Annotated in this window: 12 protein-coding genes; 6 read left to right on the top strand and 6 right to left on the bottom strand. The window is 64.2% G+C overall.

Annotated elements, in window-relative coordinates; translation table 11 throughout:
* Positions 1–2: 2 nt before the first annotated feature.
* Positions 3–1298, bottom strand: a complete 1296-nt coding sequence (locus FJ948_RS15915) for a lipopolysaccharide biosynthesis protein (protein ID WP_140705950.1) — start codon at positions 1296–1298, stop codon at positions 3–5.
* Positions 1299–1497: 199 nt separating this feature from the next.
* Here FJ948_RS15915 and FJ948_RS15910 point away from each other — a divergent pair, with 199 nt between their 5' ends.
* From FJ948_RS15910 to FJ948_RS15895, 4 genes are all read left to right on the top strand, one after another.
* Entirely contained in the window at positions 1498–4077 is a 2580-nt protein-coding gene (locus FJ948_RS15910) for a GNVR domain-containing protein (RefSeq protein WP_140705948.1), read from the top strand.
* Between the two features lie 180 nt (positions 4078–4257).
* On the top strand, positions 4258–5157 hold the full coding sequence (gene folD, locus FJ948_RS15905; protein WP_140705946.1) for a bifunctional methylenetetrahydrofolate dehydrogenase/methenyltetrahydrofolate cyclohydrolase FolD: 900 nt from the start codon (positions 4258–4260) through the stop codon (positions 5155–5157).
* 28 nt (positions 5158–5185) lie between these two features.
* Positions 5186–6184, top strand: coding sequence for a GlxA family transcriptional regulator (locus FJ948_RS15900; RefSeq protein WP_135920564.1), 999 nt, complete (start codon positions 5186–5188; stop codon positions 6182–6184).
* Between the two features lie 108 nt (positions 6185–6292).
* Positions 6293–7954 carry a VWA domain-containing protein gene (locus FJ948_RS15895; protein WP_140705944.1) on the top strand — a complete coding sequence of 554 codons (1662 nt, stop codon included), beginning with the start codon at positions 6293–6295 and terminating at the stop codon, positions 7952–7954.
* 64 nt (positions 7955–8018) lie between these two features.
* On the opposite strand, the gene edd is transcribed toward FJ948_RS15895, so the two are convergent.
* The 3 genes from edd to zwf all read right to left on the bottom strand — a co-directional run bounded on the left by edd (position 8019) and on the right by zwf (position 12086).
* On the bottom strand, positions 8019–9842 hold the full coding sequence (edd, locus tag FJ948_RS15890) for a phosphogluconate dehydratase (protein ID WP_140705942.1): 1824 nt from the start codon (positions 9840–9842) through the stop codon (positions 8019–8021).
* Positions 9843–9915: 73 nt separating this feature from the next.
* Positions 9916–10632, bottom strand: coding sequence for a 6-phosphogluconolactonase (gene pgl / locus FJ948_RS15885; RefSeq protein ID WP_140705940.1), 717 nt, complete (start codon positions 10630–10632; stop codon positions 9916–9918).
* Positions 10614–12086 carry a glucose-6-phosphate dehydrogenase gene (zwf, locus tag FJ948_RS15880; RefSeq protein WP_140705938.1) on the bottom strand — a complete coding sequence of 491 codons (1473 nt, stop codon included), beginning with the start codon at positions 12084–12086 and terminating at the stop codon, positions 10614–10616. Before zwf ends, pgl begins: the two co-directional genes overlap by 19 nt.
* Positions 12087–12398: 312 nt before the next feature.
* Here zwf and FJ948_RS15875 point away from each other — a divergent pair, with 312 nt between their 5' ends.
* A complete protein-coding gene (locus FJ948_RS15875) occupies positions 12399–13145 on the top strand; it encodes an SDR family oxidoreductase (RefSeq protein ID WP_140705936.1) in 747 nt (248 codons plus the stop codon).
* A 92-nt stretch (positions 13146–13237) separates the two neighbouring features.
* A complete protein-coding gene (locus tag FJ948_RS15870; protein WP_140705934.1) occupies positions 13238–14542 on the top strand; it encodes a Mur ligase family protein in 1305 nt (434 codons plus the stop codon).
* Positions 14543–14575: 33 nt separating this feature from the next.
* On the opposite strand, the gene FJ948_RS15865 is transcribed toward FJ948_RS15870, so the two are convergent.
* Together FJ948_RS15865 and FJ948_RS15860 are read right to left on the bottom strand one after the other, a co-directional pair.
* Positions 14576–15442, bottom strand: coding sequence for an SH3 domain-containing protein (locus FJ948_RS15865; protein ID WP_181173690.1), 867 nt, complete (start codon positions 15440–15442; stop codon positions 14576–14578).
* Between the two features lie 377 nt (positions 15443–15819).
* Positions 15820–17106 carry an FAD-binding oxidoreductase gene (locus tag FJ948_RS15860; protein WP_140705931.1) on the bottom strand — a complete coding sequence of 429 codons (1287 nt, stop codon included), beginning with the start codon at positions 17104–17106 and terminating at the stop codon, positions 15820–15822.
* Positions 17107–17138: the final 32 nt, after the last annotated feature.

Genomic DNA, 17138 nt, shown 5'->3' with positions numbered 1-17138 from the left:
TTCTAGATTGCCTTCGCCGGTCTGCGCAGCGCCGAATAGGTCAGCAGCATCGACGCGAGATAGAGCAGCAGGAAGACGATGTTAAGCGACAGCACCAGATCGGATGTATCGGTAATGGTGGTCAGCACATAGGTCAGCAGCAGCGCCTTAAGCGCGGCGAGCAGGCCGAGATTGAGCGCCCGCACCAGCGTCTGGCCGCGCGCGAACAGAAGCTCGGCCTGGTATTCGACCAGATTGCGCAATCCCGGAACGCAGATCGCCAGCGCCACCAGGGGCGCGGCTTCCGAGACATTCTTGCCAAGCGCGTTGGGGAAGAAATGCAGCACGATGCCAAGCGCCGCGAGCGCCGCCGTCGAGACCGCGAACACGCCCCCTTCGATGCCGCTCTTGACCGTCAGCCGCGACAACAGATCCGGCGCGCGCATCATGCGCTGCACCAGCATCATGGAGAAGGTACGGATCGGAATTGCGGTCAGGTCAACCAGCCGCATGATGATGGCATAGATGCCGGCCAGATGCGGGCCGCCGATCGCCAGCACCAGCAGCTTGTCGAATTCCGATTGCAGGTAGAACAACACCTCGGCGCCGGCGACATAGATCGAATCGGCGAGCCGCCGCATATAGAGCTCGATGCGCAGCCGCAGCCTCTGGCGCGGATAGAACCAGCCGAAGGCGAGTAGCAGGGAGGCGGCGTTGGCGCTGATATAGAACCAGGACCACGCCCAGATGCTGTGCTGTGCCGAGAACATGAACAGCACCGCGCCGAGCGCCCGCAGCGCGGTTGCCAGGATCGCCAGCACGGCGGCACGGCCGAATTTGCCCAGTCCGTTGTTGACGATCAGCGCCACCTCCACCGGCCGCCACAGCAACGCCTCGGCAAAGACGATCGCCGTGAATACCGACAGCGGCACGGTGCCGGCGAAGAAGAGCAGGTAGACGCCGAAGGAGGCGGCGGCCAAGAGCGGCAGCGAGGCGACGCCGAGCAGCATGAAACCCGCGGTGAAGGTGCCGATCAGATTGGGCCGGATGGTGGCGGTGCGATAGAGCGCCGAAATGAAACCGAAGGCCAGGATCCGCGACAGCATGACGCCGGCCGCCGAGGCGGTGGCGAACATGCCGAATTCAGCGATCGAGAGCGTGTTGGCGAGCGCGATGAAATAGGCGAGTGAAAACACCAGTCGCCCACCGGCGCCGCTGATGGCTGAAAAATAGTCGCGCACCAGCCCCCGTCGTTCGGCCAGGAAGGTGCCGATCCGCGCGAAGGTCCGCCTTTGCGGTATGTCGCTGGCCTCAGTCATACGTCAAGGAGATGCATAGGCTGGAAAGTTTAACGCGCCGTTCTGAAGCTTTCGATTGCGTTTAAAATTATTGCAATCATAGCGTGAATTCCAGCTATAGCCCGCCGGAAATTAACCTTTTGTTTCCTATGCCTGTTTAGCGTGGCTTAACGAATGGCCGACCGCCGCTGCCAAGCGGCCCAGGGTAAAGCTCAACGACATGGTCGACAGGGAAAACCGTGAGGACTGGAAGCGCGAGCGCTCCTTGCTGGCGCTTGGCCAGGCCGTGCGCGGCGAGGATGAAGCCTCGCTGGTGTCGATAGGGGACCCCTCATGGCGCGAGGATGCCGCCACGCGCCACCGGCTGGCCCGTTCCCGGCGCGAGACGCGGGCAAATCCTGCGGCCGCTGCCCCAGAACATAACCGTCCTGGCGAAGAGCATGTCGCGCACGAAGCCGGCGGCGGCTGGCGCCCGCGACACGAGGACGCGGTCGCCGATTTGCCGCCAGTCGCGTCGCGCGCAAGAGTGGACGATGCGGATCGTTCCAGCGGCGAACGGCCTCGTGATGCATCAGGCTCCGGCCCCGCGACCCAAGCGGGCGCATCCTCCGGCGATGGCGGGGACGACCAGCAATGGAAGCCGCTGATCGATCCGATGCTGGTCGTTCGCGGCGTTGCCAGGTCGAAGCTGCTGATCGTTGCGACCACGATACTGGGCGCCGGGCTCGGCATTGCCATCGCCCTGTCCATGCCGAAGAAATACGAAGCCACGACCGAACTGATCATCGAGCCCGGCGACCTGAAGCTCTCCGACCGTGATCTCACCCAGCCGGTGGGGCAGCCCGATGCCGCGTTGGCGGTCGTCGAAACCCGGATCAAGATGCTGACGTCGGGCACCGTTCTCGACCAGGTGGTCAAGAACCTCAATCTTGTCAACGATCCGGAGTTCAATGGCCAGGGTTCGGGCGGTCTCGGCGTCATGTCGCTTATCCGCTCGATCGTGTCACGCAACGATGGGCCGGGCGGCGTCGACGAGGTTCGCCGCCAGGCGCTGGCCGTCGGCAATCTGGCCAAGAGCCTGTCGGTCGAACGCACCGGCAAGACCTTTGTCATCTCCGTCAGCGCCGTCACCCAGAATGGCGAGAAGTCGGCCCTCATCGCCAATACGACGAGGACCGTTTTCCAGCAGGAGGCCGCCAAATACCAGTCCGACATGGCTGGACGGGCGACGAACGAATTGACCTCCAAGCTCGATGATCTGCGCAAGGGCGTCGAGGCGGCCGAGCGCAAGGTCGAGGATTTCAGGGCCACGCATGGTCTCGTCGACGCGCAGGGCCATCTGATCAGCGACGATCAGATGCTGAAGCTCAACGAGCAGCTCTCCGTTGCCCGCGCCCGCACGCTGGAACTCAATGCCCGGGCGGCGTCGGCGCGTTCGGTGGACGTCAATTCCGTTCTGACCGGCACCTTGCCGGAGGAGATCAACTCCAACACCATGAGCGATCTGCGCTCGCAATATGCGACGCTGAAGCAGGAGGCCGATCGTGCCGCGGTCAGGCTGGGGCCGCGCCATCCCGAACTCCAGGCTCTCGATGCCCAGATTGCCGGCGCGCGTGAGCGCATCGCGGGGGAATTGCGCCGCATTGCCTCTTCACTGCAGGTCGACCTGAAGCGCGCGGTCCAACTCGAGCAAGACCTCGCTTCCCGACTGGCTCAGGCCAAGGTTCAAAGCGGCGACGTCAACAGCGACCTGGTCGCCCTGCGCGAACTGGAGCGTGAGGCCACCGCCAAGCGTTCCGTCTACGAACAATATCTTTTGCGCGCCAAGGAGACCGGTGAACAGACCGGCATCAACACGACCAACATCAACGTGATCACCTCCGCTCAAGCCCCACTTGAGCCAAATGGACCCTCGCGGGCCTTGGTGGCACTGGCCGGCCTGCTGCTTGGCTTTGGCGCCGGTATCGGTCTCGGCGCCTTGCGCGGGACCTATGACAGCCTGCGCGAAACGGCAAGCTCGCGCTCACGCCGCGAGCGCAAGCTGGATGAGCGCAAGGCGGATGCGCGCAACGAAAGTGAAAGCAGGGCGCCTCTCGTGGAGCAGTCATTCCGGCCGGAGCCTCCGCCCGCGCCAGCAATGCCGGCAGCGCCGGTGCCGCCGCCGCCCCCCGCCCCGCCGCCGGTCGCCCGGGCCGAGGCAGCGCCCGCCGAAAGTTCCGGCAGGGTCGGCGCGCTCATGGCGAGACTGCGCAAGGCCGTGTCCCGCAAGCCGTCGACCGAAGCCGACGACGACCTGTCCAGCGAGTTCGCCGCCTTTGCCGACAACGGACGGTTGGCCAACGCGCCGATATTCCCAGCCTATCCGGAGTCCGGTTTCGCGCCTCGGCAGGCGCAGGCGGCCGGCCCGGACTATTCGCGGTCATCTTCCCAGCCAGGCCCCGATGCCGGCTACGGGCGGCAGATGGCCTCGCCGTCGCCCCTGTTGCCGCAACAGGGGCTGTATCCAGCTCCGCCCTTGTCCTCTCCCTATGCGCAGCCGCTGGGCTATCCCCCGGCGCAGCCATGGTCGCAGGCGGGCCACCCCTACATGGCGGGCCCTTACGCGGCGCCGATGCCGTACCCGCCACAGCCCGCTCCGACGCAGCCATCGGCCCATACTACCGCTCCGCATACGAGGCCGGACCAGGCCGAGGAGGGTGGCGAGCAATCATCGGTCGACGAGATCCGCGCCAGCCTGCGCGAATTCCGCGAAGCGGTCCGCGAACTCACCGAGAGCCGCACCCGTCGCCGCTACTTCTGAGCCACCACATACGCCGCGGAGGCCGAACAAAACCGTGCTGGTTTCGCGTAAACGGCATGGGACGGCGCTTTGGCGGGATTGCGAGCGTGAATTTTCGTGACAATGCCGCGCTGCAGAGTGCCACCGCCGCATTGTGTTGTCGGAAGCGGCGTTGGGCGAAACGATGTTGAGGGTTGGTTCATGGCCGAAGTGATTGACGGAAAGAGCGTTGCCGAAGACGTGGTGCGAACGGTCAAGACCTTGACCGCCGAGCTGGTCGCCAAGGGCAATGCCAAGCCCGGCCTGGCCGTGGTCATCGTCGGCGAGGATCCGGCGAGCCAGGTCTATGTCGCTTCCAAATCCCGCACCGCCAAGGAGTGCGGCTTTCATTCGCTTCAGCACACGCTGCCGGCCGAGACGTCCGAAGCGGCATTGCTCGAGCTCATCGCCGCGCTCAACGCCGACCCTGAAATCAACGGTATCCTGGTCCAGCTTCCGCTGCCCGCCCATGTCGATGCCGGCAAGATCATCCAGGCTATCGCGCCGCAGAAAGATGTCGACGGCTTTCATTTCATCAATGTCGGCAAGCTCGGCACCGGTGAACTCGACACGGCCTTCGTTCCCTGCACGCCCGCCGGCTCGATGCTCCTGATCGAGCGCGTGCGCGGCAAGGACCTGTCCGGCCTCAACGCCGTCGTCGTCGGCCGCTCCAACATCGTCGGCAAACCGATGGCCAATCTGCTGCTTGCCGCCAATTGCACCGTCACCGTCGCCCACAGCCGCACCAGGGACCTGCCGGCGCTTGCCCGCACCGCCGACATCCTCGTCGCCGCCGTCGGCAGACCCGAGATGGTCAAGGGCGATTGGGTGAAGCCCGGCGCCACCGTCATCGACGTCGGCATCAACCGCATTCCCGCACCCGAGAAGGGCGAGGGCAAGTCGCGCCTGGTCGGCGACGTCGCCTATGCCGAGGCGGCAAAGGTGGCGGGTGCCATCACGCCGGTGCCTGGCGGTGTCGGGCCGATGACCATTGCCATGCTGATGGCCAATACGTTAGCTTCAGCCTACCTTGCGGCCGGATTGAAGCGGCCCTCCTTCTGAGCCCGGGTTGACCCTGAAAGCCGCAGCTTTGCCGAACCCCACCATTTCCCCGGAACGGCCGGTCACGAGTGATCCCGTTCAAGGCGGACGGCAGTTCGCCTTCCTGCTGGTCGACAAGTTTTCCATGTTCTCGCTGGCCGCGGCGATCGACACGTTCCGGTCGGCGAACCGCCTGCTTGGCCGCGATTTCTATGGCTGGACGACGGTGTCGGCCGATGGCGACCCGGTGATGGCTTCCAACGGCTTGCCGCTCAAGATCGACTATGCCGTCGCCGACCTGCCGCCGGTCGACATCCTCTTCGTCTCGGTCGGCCTGACGACGGAATTTCCGGGCAAGAGCAAGGTTCTGGCGGCCTTGCGCAGCTGGGGCCGGCGCGGCAACGCGCTTGGCGCCCTGTCGGTCGGATCCTACCTCTTGGCCGAGGCCGGCCAGCTCGAAGGCTATCGCTGCACCATCCATTGGGAAAACCGCGCCGGTTTCGTCGAGCGCTTTCCCGACATCAACTGCACCGGCAATGTCTTCGAGATCGACCGCAAGCGCTACACCTGCGCCGGCGGCACCACGTCGATCGACCTGATGCTGGAGATCGTGCGCGGCGATTTCGGTTCCAACCTCGCCAACGGCGTCGCCAACCAGTTCCAGCACGAGCGCATCCGCTCCGCCGGAGACCGCCAGCGCGTCGGTCCGGAGCGCGACCTGACCGGCAAGTCGGAGAAGCTCAGGCGCATCGTCGAACTGATGGCCGACCATCTCGACGAGCCGCTGTCGGCGGTGCAGCTCGCAAAGTCGGCGGGCCTTTCGGTGCGCCAGGTGGAGCGGCTGTTCCTGCGCCATCTCAACGTCACCCCCGGCCGCTACTATATGCGCCTGCGGCTGGAGCGGGCGCGCGAATTGCTGCGCCAGACCAACATGCCGATCCTCGACGTGGCGATCGCGACCGGCTTCACCTCGCATTCCTATTTTGCTCAGAGCTATCGGCTGCAGTTTGGCCGCCCGCCCTCGGAAGAACGCCGCACCACATACTGAGTGATTTGCTGGCTCGGGCATGCCGGCGCCATGCCTGCGGGCTTGTGTCCCGACGCCACGTAAAATAGCTTTCACGTGCCGACGAGGGGGCTAACTCAGGAGATTTCGATGGCGGGACTTGCACGGAGCGTCGCTGCGGCGATCCTCCTTTTGTCGATGACGACATTCGGCTTTGCCGCCAACAAGGTCATCATCATCCTCGACGCGTCGGGATCGATGTGGGCGCAGATCGACGGCAAGCCCAAGCTGGAAATCGCCCGTGAATCGCTGAGGACCGTGCTCCAGTCGGTTCCCGGCGACGACGAGATCGGCTTCATGGCCTACGGCCATCGCGAAAAGGGCAGCTGTGACGACATCCAGCTCATCGTACCGCCCCAGGCTGGCTCGGCAAGTGCCATCTCGGCGGCCGCCGACAGCCTGAAATTCCTTGGCAAGACGCCGTTGACGGCGGCCGTCAAGCAGGCGGCCGAAGCGCTGAAATACACCGAGGACAAGGCGACCGTCGTCCTCATCACGGATGGGCTCGAGACCTGTGGTGGCGACCCCTGTGCGCTGGGCAAGGAACTGAAGGCATCCGGCGTCGACATCACCGCCGACGTCGTCGGCTTCGGCCTGACCGCCGATGAAGGCAAGCAGATCTCGTGCCTCGCCGAAAACACCGGCGGCAAGTACATCCAGGCCTCCGACGAGAAGGCGCTGCAGGCAGCGCTGGTCGAGACCGTCGCGGCGCCGGCGCCAGCCCCTGCGCCAGCCCCAGAACCGGCGCCCGCGCCTGCGCCGAAAGCAGCCGAGGTCGACTACAATCTCATCCCGCAAGCGTTCTTGAAGGAGGGCGGCGAGGCGCCGAAATCCGACGTCTACTATGAAGTCTTCAAGGACGACGCCAAGGGTGTCGGTGGAGACAATGTCAACTACGGCTATAGTGGCATCAAGTTCCACGTTCCCGCTGGCAACTACATCGTCGTCGCCAGCAGCGGCGGCGCGAAGGTCGAGCAGAAGGTTTCGCTGACGGCCGACAAGGCAACGGAGCTGTCGCTCAACCTCAACGCGGCGGAGATATCCATTCATGCGCGCCCGGCGCCCGGCGCCGAGGTCGACCGCAACGCGCAGATCAGCATCGCCTATCCCGGCGGCACGTCCGACGCCAACTACGGCGAAGTCAAATTCGTCGTGCCGGTCGGCGAGACCAAGATCACCGTGAAGCTTGGGGCCGGCGAGGCGAGCGAGACGATGCAGCTTGTCGCCGGCCAGATCGTCGACAAGGACATCATCGTCGGCGTTGGCAAGGCCAAGGCCAACGCCTTCTACGCCCAGGGCGGGGAAAAGGCGGAAACGGACGTTTCCTGGAAGGTGTACAAGGCGGCCAAGAAGCTCGACGGCAGCCGTGACCAGGTCACCTACGCCTACGGCGCCGACAGCCAGTTCGACCTGCCGCCAGGTGACTACGTGATGGGCGTCGACGTGCAGGCCGTGTCCACCGAGCAGCCTTTCAGCGTGACGGTCGGACAGATGACCGATGTCAACGTGACGCTGAACGCGGGCGTCCTGGCCGTCGACGCGCCAGGCGCGGAAGGCTTCAAGATCTATGAGGCGAAGAAGAACATCCAGGGCGAGCGCATGCAGGTGACCTACGGCTATGGGGACAAGATGCAGACCACGCTGGCGGCGGGCGACTATGTGCTGGTGACCAACTTCACCACCGACAAGGCCGACAAGGAAACGCCCTTCACGATAAAGGCCGGCGAGCGGAACGAGCTGAAGGTCGAGTAATATTGAGCTGAGACGCCGAAAAGGGCGGCCCCGAACCGCCCTTTTTCATGCCGGACAGAATGCGTCAGGCGGTGCCGAAGGCGCTGGCGCCGTGGTCGGCTCGGCCCACCAGCTGCCGCAAGCCCGCGAAAAGCTCGCGGCCGAAGCCGAACTCATTGCCGATGAGGTCGGCATCCGCGGTACGGCGCAGCGCGAACTCGGTTCCTGGCACCAGCACCTCCAGCGTGCCGGCATCGGCATCGAGGCGGATGACGTCGCCGTCATGAATCCGCGCGATCGGTCCTTCCTCGACCGCTTCCGGCGTCACATGGATCGCCGCCGGCACCTTGCCGGAGGCGCCCGACATGCGCCCGTCCGTGACCAGCGCCACGCGCTGGCCGCGGTCCTGCAGAATGCCGAGCACGGTGGTCAGCTTGTGCAATTCCGGCATGCCGTTGGCCTTCGGTCCCTGGAAGCGGATGACGGCGATGAAGTCGCCGGTCAGCGTGCCCGCCTTGAACGCGTCGTTCAGGCCCTGCTGGCTGTCGAATACCTTGGCCGGCGCCTCGATGATGCGTCGCTCCGGCTTGACGGCGGAAGTCTTGATGACCGCGTGGCCAAGATTGCCTGACAGCACCTTGAGGCCGCCAGTCGGCTGGAATGCCTTGTTGAACGGCGCCAGCACCTTTTCGTCGCCGCTGGTGCGCGGCGAGGCCTCGCGCACCACGCTGCCGTCGGCGCCGAGCTTTGCCTCGACCGCATAGGGCCGCAAGCCTTCGCCCCAGACCGTCTGCACGTCCTCATGCAGGACGCCTTCGTCGAGCAGTTCGCGGATCAAGAAGCCGAGCCCGCCCGCGGCGTGGAAATGGTTCACGTCGGCAAGCCCGTTCGGATAGACGCGCGCCAGCAGCGGCACGGCTTCCGAGAGATCGGAAATATCCTGCCAGGTCAGCGTGATACCGGCCGCCGCCGCCATGGCGATCAGGTGGATGGTGTGGTTGGTCGAGCCGCCGGTGGCATGCAGGCCGACGACGCCGTTGACGAAGGAACGTTCGTCGATCATCCGCCCGACCGGCGTATATGCATTGCCGAGCGCGGTGATCGCCAGCGCCCGCTTCGTCGCTTCGCGGGTCAAGGCGTCGCGCAATGGCGTGCCTGGATTGACGAAGGACGCGCCCGGCGTGTGCAGGCCCATGATCTCCATCAGCATCTGGTTGGAATTGGCCGTCCCATAGAAGGTGCAGGTGCCGGGCCCATGATACGACTTGGACTCGGCTTCCAGGAGTTCGGCCCGTCCTGCCTTGCCCTCGGCATAGAGCTGGCGGACCTTGGCCTTCTCATCGTTCGGCAGGCCTGTCGTCATCGGCCCGGCCGGAATGAAAATCGCCGGCAAATGGCCGAAGGTCAGTGCCGCGATCACCAGCCCCGGCACGATCTTGTCGCAGACGCCGAGATAGACGGCGGCGTCGAACATGTTGTGCGACAGGCCGATCGCGGCCGCCATGGCGATGACGTCGCGAGAGAACAGCGACAGCTCCATGCCGGGCTGGCCTTGCGTCACGCCATCGCACATCGCCGGCACGCCGCCGGCGACCTGGGCGAGGCCGCCCGCCTCGCGCGCGGCCTCCTTGATCAGGGCCGGATAGGTCTCGAAGGGCTGATGCGCCGACAGCATGTCGTTGTAGGAGGTGATGATGCCGAGATTGGGCACCTTGTCGGCGCCGAGCGCCAGCTTTTCCGAGGGGCTGCAGACCGCAAAGCCGTGAGCAAGGTTGCCGCAGGACAGCACCGACCGGTTGGCGGTCTGGTTCGACGCTTCGGCGATACGGCCGAGGTAGCGCTCGCGGCCCGCCTTGGAGCGCTGGCGGATCCGCTCGGTGATGGCTTCGATATCGCGTCTTGCGGTCATGGCATCAGGTCCTTTCAGGCGAGGTCCCGGAAACATCCTCCCGCAATTGCCGGGACCACTTGTAAACTCGAAATCAGGGCGCCCAGAAAACCTCCACGGGCCTGGGCGATGCGTCGAGCACGGCGCGGATAGGCTTGCGCGGTCCGGGCGCGACGGCGTTGTCGAAGGCGGTGCGCTTGTCTTCACCCTCTATGTGCAAGGCGAGGAAACCCGCATCGATGATGCGGGCGAGCGTCAGGGTCAGGCGAGGCTCTCCGGCGCTAGCCGCATGGACGGGCAGGATGATCCTGTCGGAGGCCGGGTCCAGCAGCTTCGGCAGATCGTCGGCATCGGGAAAGAACGAGGCGGTGTGGCCGTCAGGCCCCATGCCGAGGATCACGACATCGAGCGGCCAGGGCAGGGATCGCAGTGTCGCATCGTCGGATGCCGCGGCATCCTCGATGCCGGTGGCCTCGTGGTAGAGCGGAACGAAACGGGCGGCCTTCGCGGCGTTCTGCAATAGGTTTGCGGCAACCAGCCCGGCATTGGATCGCGGCGAGGCGGCCGGCACGAAACGTTCGTCGACCAGCGTCACGATGACCTTGTCCCAGGCAATCGGTGCCGTCGACAGCGCGGCGAAAAATTTCGCCGGCGTCGTGCCGCCGGAGACAGCCAGCAACGCCGTGCCGCGCCGGTCGATCGCCCTCGTTAGGCGGTCGGCCACCTTTGTAGCCAGCGCCGAGGCCAGTTGCGGCCGGTCGGGGAAGGCATTCCAGTTATAGCTGGCGCTGTTCAATTGCTCTCGTGCCATGTCCGCCCGTCACGTTCGATCAGCGCTATCGAGGCCGACGGACCCCATGTGCCTGCCGTATAACCCTGTGCTTCCTGCTTGGCGCCTTCCCAGGCATTCTGGATCGGATCGATCCATTTCCACGCCGCCTCGACCTCGTCGCGGCGCATGAACAGCGTCTGGTTGCCCCGGATGACATCCATGATCAGCCGTTCATAGGCGTCGGGCGCGCGGCCGTCGAAAGACTGCGCGAAGCTCATGTCGAGCGAGATCTGGCGCAGCCGCATGCCGCCCGGGCCTGGATCCTTGATCATGATGAACTGCTTGACGCCTTCATCAGGTTGCAGCCGGATGACCAACTGGTTGGCGAAGATCGGCCCCGCGCCGCTGTCGCCGAAGATCGAATGCGGAATCGGCTTGAACTCGATGACGATTTCCGAAACCCGGGTCGCCAGCCGCTTGCCGGTCCTGAGGTAGAACGGAACGCCAGCCCAGCGCCAGGTGCCGATCTCGGCCTTGATGGCGACGAAGGTCTCGGTGTTGCTGTCCTTGCCCAGTTCCTCGACATAGCCCTTCACCGGTCCGCCGGCCGACGCCCCGGCGCGGTACTGGCCACGCACCGTGTGCTTCGGCGCCTCGTTGCCGTTGATGCGCTTCAGCGCCCGCAGCACTTTCAGCTTCTCGTCGCGCACGGCGTCGGCGTCCATCGACGACGGCGCTTCCATGGCGACGAGGCAAAGCAGCTGCAGCATGTGGTTCTGCACCATGTCGCGCAGCGCGCCGGCCTTGTCGTAATAGGTGACGCGATCTTCCAGGCCCACCGTTTCGGCGACGGTGATCTGCACGTGGTCGATATGGGCGGAGTTCCACAGCGGCTCGTACAGTGCATTGGCAAAGCGCAGCGCCATCAGGTTCTGCACCGTCTCCTTGCCGAGATAATGGTCGATGCGGAAGATCTGGCTTTCGTGGAAGTCGTCGCCGACAAGGTCGTTGAGCGCCTGCGCCGAGGCCAGGTCGCGGCCGATCGGCTTCTCCAGCACGATGCGCGAATTCGGCGTGATCAGATTGTGCTCTTTGAGCTTGTGCGAGATGTCGCCGAACAGCGCCGGCGCCACGGCCAGGTAGAAGGCGCGGATGCTGTCGCTTTCGCCGATCGCCTTCTTCAGCTTGTCGAAACCCGCGCCGCTCGTCGCATCGGCCGAGACGTAGGAAAGCCGGGCGAGGAAGGTCTTCAACTCCTTGGCGTCGATGTCGGCCGGTTTGACATGCTCCGAGATCGCCTGCTTGGCGAAGGCCTGGAATTCCTCGTCGCTCATCTTGGATCGCGACGTGCCGATGATGCGCGTCGGCTCGGAGAATTGATGGTCACGCTGGCGGTAGTAGAGCGACGGCAGGAGCTTGCGTTCCGACAGGTCGCCGGTGCCACCGAAGATGATGAAGTCGAAAGGGTCGACGGGGATGATCTGGCTGGTCATGGTCTGTCCGCTTTGACGCCGGTCGCGAGTACGCGGCTGATATATTCTAATCGATTTAAATTTTCCAGTGCCATGGTGTCACATCAAGGACCAATCGCTGGATATGGATTGGGTCCCACATGTGCGCTTGACACTGGCGCCAGCCGGAGGCTTGTCGGTGAACGAGGACTCCGGAAGCTTTCGCACCTGCAGCATAGAACGTGAATGTGACGAAAGCTAAGGGAGAAATCGGCGCTGCATCTGTCGCGGCACCGGCTGGGCCTTCAGCCCTCTCGTGCGAGCCGCGCGATGAACCCAAGGAGCGGGAAACGTATGCGTCTTGAGAACAAGGTTGCCGTCATCACCGGTGCGGCATCGGGCTTTGGCGAAGGCATTGCCAAGCGCTTCGCGCAAGAAGGGGCCAAGGTTGTTGTCGCCGATCTCAACGCCAAGGGGGCGGAACGCGTCGCCGGCGAAATCGGCGATGCGGCGATCTGGACACAGACCGATGTTTCGCTGCGCTCCGAGTTCGACGAGATGATCTATGCGGCCAAAAGCGCCTTCGGCCGCATCGACATCATGGTCAACAATGCCGGCTTCACCCATCGCAATGGCGACATGCTCAAAGTCGACGAGGAAACCTTCGATCTGATCACGTCGGTCAACATGAAGGCGATCTATCACGCTGCCCTTGCCGTCGTTCCGATCATGGAACGGCAGGGCGGCGGCGTCATCCTGACCACGGCGTCCACCGCGGGCCTGCGGCCTCGGCCCGGCCTCACCTGGTACAATGCCTCGAAGGGCTGGGCCATTACCGCCACCAAATCGATGGCGGTGGAACTCGCGCCGAAGAACATACGCGTCAACTGCCTGTGCCCGGTCGCCGGAGAAACCGGCATGCTGGAGAAATTCATGGGCGCCGACACGCCTCAGCTTCGCGAGGCATTCCGTGCCTCGATCCCGCTCGGGCGGCTGTCGACGCCTCTCGACATCGCCAATGCCGCACTCTGGCTGGCCTCGGACGAGGCCGCCTTCATCACCGGGGTAGCGCTGGAGGTCGATGGCGGACGCTGCGTTTGAAGCGCATCGGCCGCATCGACAGCGTTTCTGACCGGGTTTGACTTAGGGTTCCCATGGCCTAGTGTTCAAAGGGTCAAGGGGGTGATGGCCTGATGGGCGCGGGATTGGGTAAGCTACGCGAAGAACTGCGGCATCGCACCAGGGTTTATAGAGCCAGCCGCGCCCGGGCAAATAGCAAGGCGACCTTCATCGGCGTCACCGGCAGTTCGGGAAAATCGACGGTGACGGCGCTGCTCGGGCACATATTGGCCGCCCATCGGCCGACCTATGCGCGTTTCCTCGCCAACACCATGCAGTCGTTGGTCGGCACGCTCTACAAACGCATGCGGCAAGCCGGCGAGGTCGACTATGTTGTTTTCGAAGCCGGGGCTTTTGGCCTCGATACGATCCGGCCGATGGCGCAGATGCTGCAGCCACATGTGGCGGTCGTCACCATGGTTCGCCTTGAGCATGTAGCCAGTTTCAGGACCCTGGAAAACGTCGCTGTCGAAAAACGTGCCTTGGTCGAGGCGCTGCGGCCGGATGGCCTCGCGGTCCTCAATGCCGACGACCCCTATGTGGCCGACATGGCAGCCGGTGCGAGGTGCCGTGTCGTTACCTTCGGCATTGCCGCAGGAGCCGACTATCGTGTGACCGACATTCATGCCGCTTATCCCGATCGGCTGGCGCTGTCGATCGATTGGCGCGGAGGCCGGCTCCAACTCGAAACGCCATTTCCCGCCGAACATTTCTGGCTCCCGACCGCCGCCGCCGTCGCGACGGCGCTGGAGCTCGGCGTTCCCCCGGATAAGGTTGCCGCCCAGGTGGCGACTTTCCAGCCATTGGCAAATCGCTGTGCCGTGATTGTCACCGACGGCGGTCCACAATTCATCGTCGATGCCGCCAAGGCGCCCTGGCACTCCATCAACCTCGCCCTGGAAATGATGACCAAGGCCACCGCCGTTCGAAAGCGCATCGTCCTTGGCCAGATTTCGGACTATGTCGGCTCGACCAGGAAATACGACCAGGCCTATCGAACCGCGCGGGAAATCGCGGATCAGGTCATCTATACCGGCGACAATGCACATCGCTCGCGGGCGAGCCAGGCTGATCGCGATGGCGGCCGGTTTGTCGAGCTTCGCACGCCGGAGGACGTCTCGGACCATATCAAGCGAACGGCGGTGCCGGGCGAATTGATCCTCATCAAAAGCTCTTCAAACCTTCACCTGGAGCGCATCGCGCTCGCCTGGAAGCATGATGTCAAATGCTGGGTTCCTGTCTGCGGCAAGCGGGAGGGCTGCGATACTTGCGGTCTGTACGAAGTGCCCTTTGAGCAACATCGCGACCACGTCAGGCAACGCAGGCGCGACAGAAGATGGCAACGGCTGCGGCGGATGTTCGGCGGCCGGTCGTCATAAGCCCGCCTCGACGCATCCAGACGCGGAGGCCCGCTACGCGCCGGTCTTGATGTAGCTCTTGTAGATCCAGCCGGTCTTGCCGTTGTAGACGATCTGGCACCACTGCTTGCAGCTCATCACCTGCACCGAGGTTCTGGCCGGCACAGTGCCGATGGCGGCCGCATTCTTCTTCGGCCCGCTCCGCATGGTCACTGCCCGCAGGATACGCCCGCTTCCGGCCGCCGCCACTTTGCGTGGTTTTGCCTTGGCCTGGCCATCGTCATCCTGGCTGGCCGCCGGCTGCTCATCCGGCGCTTGCGGCTGTACAGCCGGGATAGCTGCGGTCTGCGCGCCATCGGGTTTGCCGCCATTCGTCGCCGCCTGGGGGGCCGCAACCTTGGCAAGTTCGGACTCGGCATCGCTGCTTGACGACGGTTGTGCGAATGCGGCCGCGGTCGCCGGCTTGCCCTGGGCCTGCTCCGCCTGGGGCGTCCCCTGGTCGGCCGAAGCCGATGCGGCTTTCGCCTGTGAGCCGGTCCAGCGGGGATCATTGGCCGCGAGTGCCGGAATGGCGGCCTGGGCGGCAGCCATGGTCGGTGAAACCTGGTTGGACGTGCGCTCTACCCGCGGTGTCACGGCGGCAACCGCCACCGTGGTGCCAGAGGTGGAAACTTTCGTCGTCTTCACCGGAATCGTCGGAATGCTTTGCTCCGGGCTGGCGGCTGCCTGCCTCTCGCTGGCCGGCAATGCCAGCCACAGCGCCACCGCGGCAACGCCAAGTAGGGCGGCGGTGCCGACCGCGGCAATGACCAGATGCGAGTTCGAACGCACGCCCTGCCAAAATGACGGGCGCATGTCATAGCCGAACTGCATGGCAAAGCGCCGACGTTCCGGAGCACCGAAACTGAAGGGCTCTATCACTCTTGCCACCTCCATAAGCGGGCCGGTGTTCTTTCGATCAAATGTCGCAAATCATGCGTTCGATCGGCATCGGTCCCAAAACGCGGGCAGGCCCGCAACAATCCCCGAACAATTCGCCCAGATGCGGACCCTTCGCCCGCGATTGTGGCATCAGTACGCCATGACAGGGGATTCTGCGCCTTTGGCGGCAATTCCGCAATGCGTCGCCCGGGCAACAAATGTTACATGGATATTACAATATTACATGAGATCGTGATCGCATGGGATACCGGCAATCCGGGCCAGCCTGAAGCATGTCGCGTATAAACGGACCAATGCAACGCGTTTTAGGGTCTTTGTCTTGATGCATGTCGTCTCTCACTTTTGGGAGACACGCATCAGATCCTGTCCCTGAGCGCAAACCAGTTGAGCGCCAGGAAAAGCAACGGCGCCCGGAACCGGCGGCCGCCAGGAAAGGGCGGAATTTTCAGGTCCTCGATCAGTTTCAGCCGGTCGCGGTTGCCGGTGACGGTTTCGGCATAGAGCTTGCCGAAGAAGTTCGACAGCATGACGCCGTGACCGGAATAGCCCCCGGCAGAGATCACATTGGGCATCACTTCACGCACGAACGGCTTCCTCGGCACCGTGATGCCGACATAACCGCCCCAGCCATGGGTGATCTCGACGTCGCTCAGCGCCGGATAGAGCTCCGCGATCTGGCGGCGAATATGGATGTGGATATCCTTGGGATCGTTGACGCCATAGACCTCGCGTCCGCCGAACAGCAGCCGGCCATCCCTGGATTTGCGGAAATAGCGCACGACGAAGCGGGAATCGTCGACCGATTCGCCCCTCGGCAACACGTTCGAATCCGATCCCAGCGGCACTGTCGCGCCGATGAAGGATCCGATCGGCATGATGTGCGCGGCACTCACCGGCTCGAGCGTGCCGCCATAGGCGTTGACCGCGATCAGGCATTTTTGCGCCGAGATCGTCCCTCGTGGGGTGGAAACCCTGACCTTGCCGCCAGCCGAGACGATGCCGGTCGATGGCGTCCCTTCGAACAAGTGCGCGCCCGCCTGTGCCGCCACCCGCGCCGTGCCGATCACCAGTTTCATCGGATGGATGTGGCCGGTGCCAATGTCGCGGGTGCCGCCGAAATAGGCGCTCGAGCCCAGCCGCTCGGCCGTCTCCGCCTTGTCCATGAAAGAAATATGCGGGTAGGAGAAGCGGCTGGCCATGATCTCGGCATGCGCCTTGTAGTCGTCGACATAGCGCGGCTTGTGCGCGACCGAGAGCTGACCCGGTGCGTAGTCGATGTCGATCTGGTTGATGGCGGCGAATTCAAGCAGATGTGCCTTCGCCTCCTCGGCAAGATCGAACAGCGCCTTGGCGCGGGAAAGGCCATATTCGGCCTCCATGTCCTCGGCCCAGGCGCGCTGGCCGGTACCAAGCTGGCCGCCATTGCGCCCGGAAGCACCATCGCCGAAGCGATGCGCCTCGATCAGCACCACGGCCGCTCCAGCCTTGGCCAAATGAACCGCTGCAGACAGACCGGTAAAGCCGCCGCCGATGATAACGACGTCGCAAGTTCGATCGCCATCGAGCGCCGGATATTCAGGCCGTTGGCCGGCAGTGTCCTCATACCAGGAGCGGCCGGGAGAGATGGGTGATTGATAAGTCATGATACTCATAGGGGAGTAGGGGAGTAGGGGAG

Source organism: Mesorhizobium sp. B2-3-12, assembly GCF_006442205.1.
Classification (GTDB): Bacteria; Pseudomonadota; Alphaproteobacteria; order Rhizobiales; family Rhizobiaceae; genus Mesorhizobium.
This window is presented reverse-complemented; position numbering and strand designations above follow the sequence as displayed.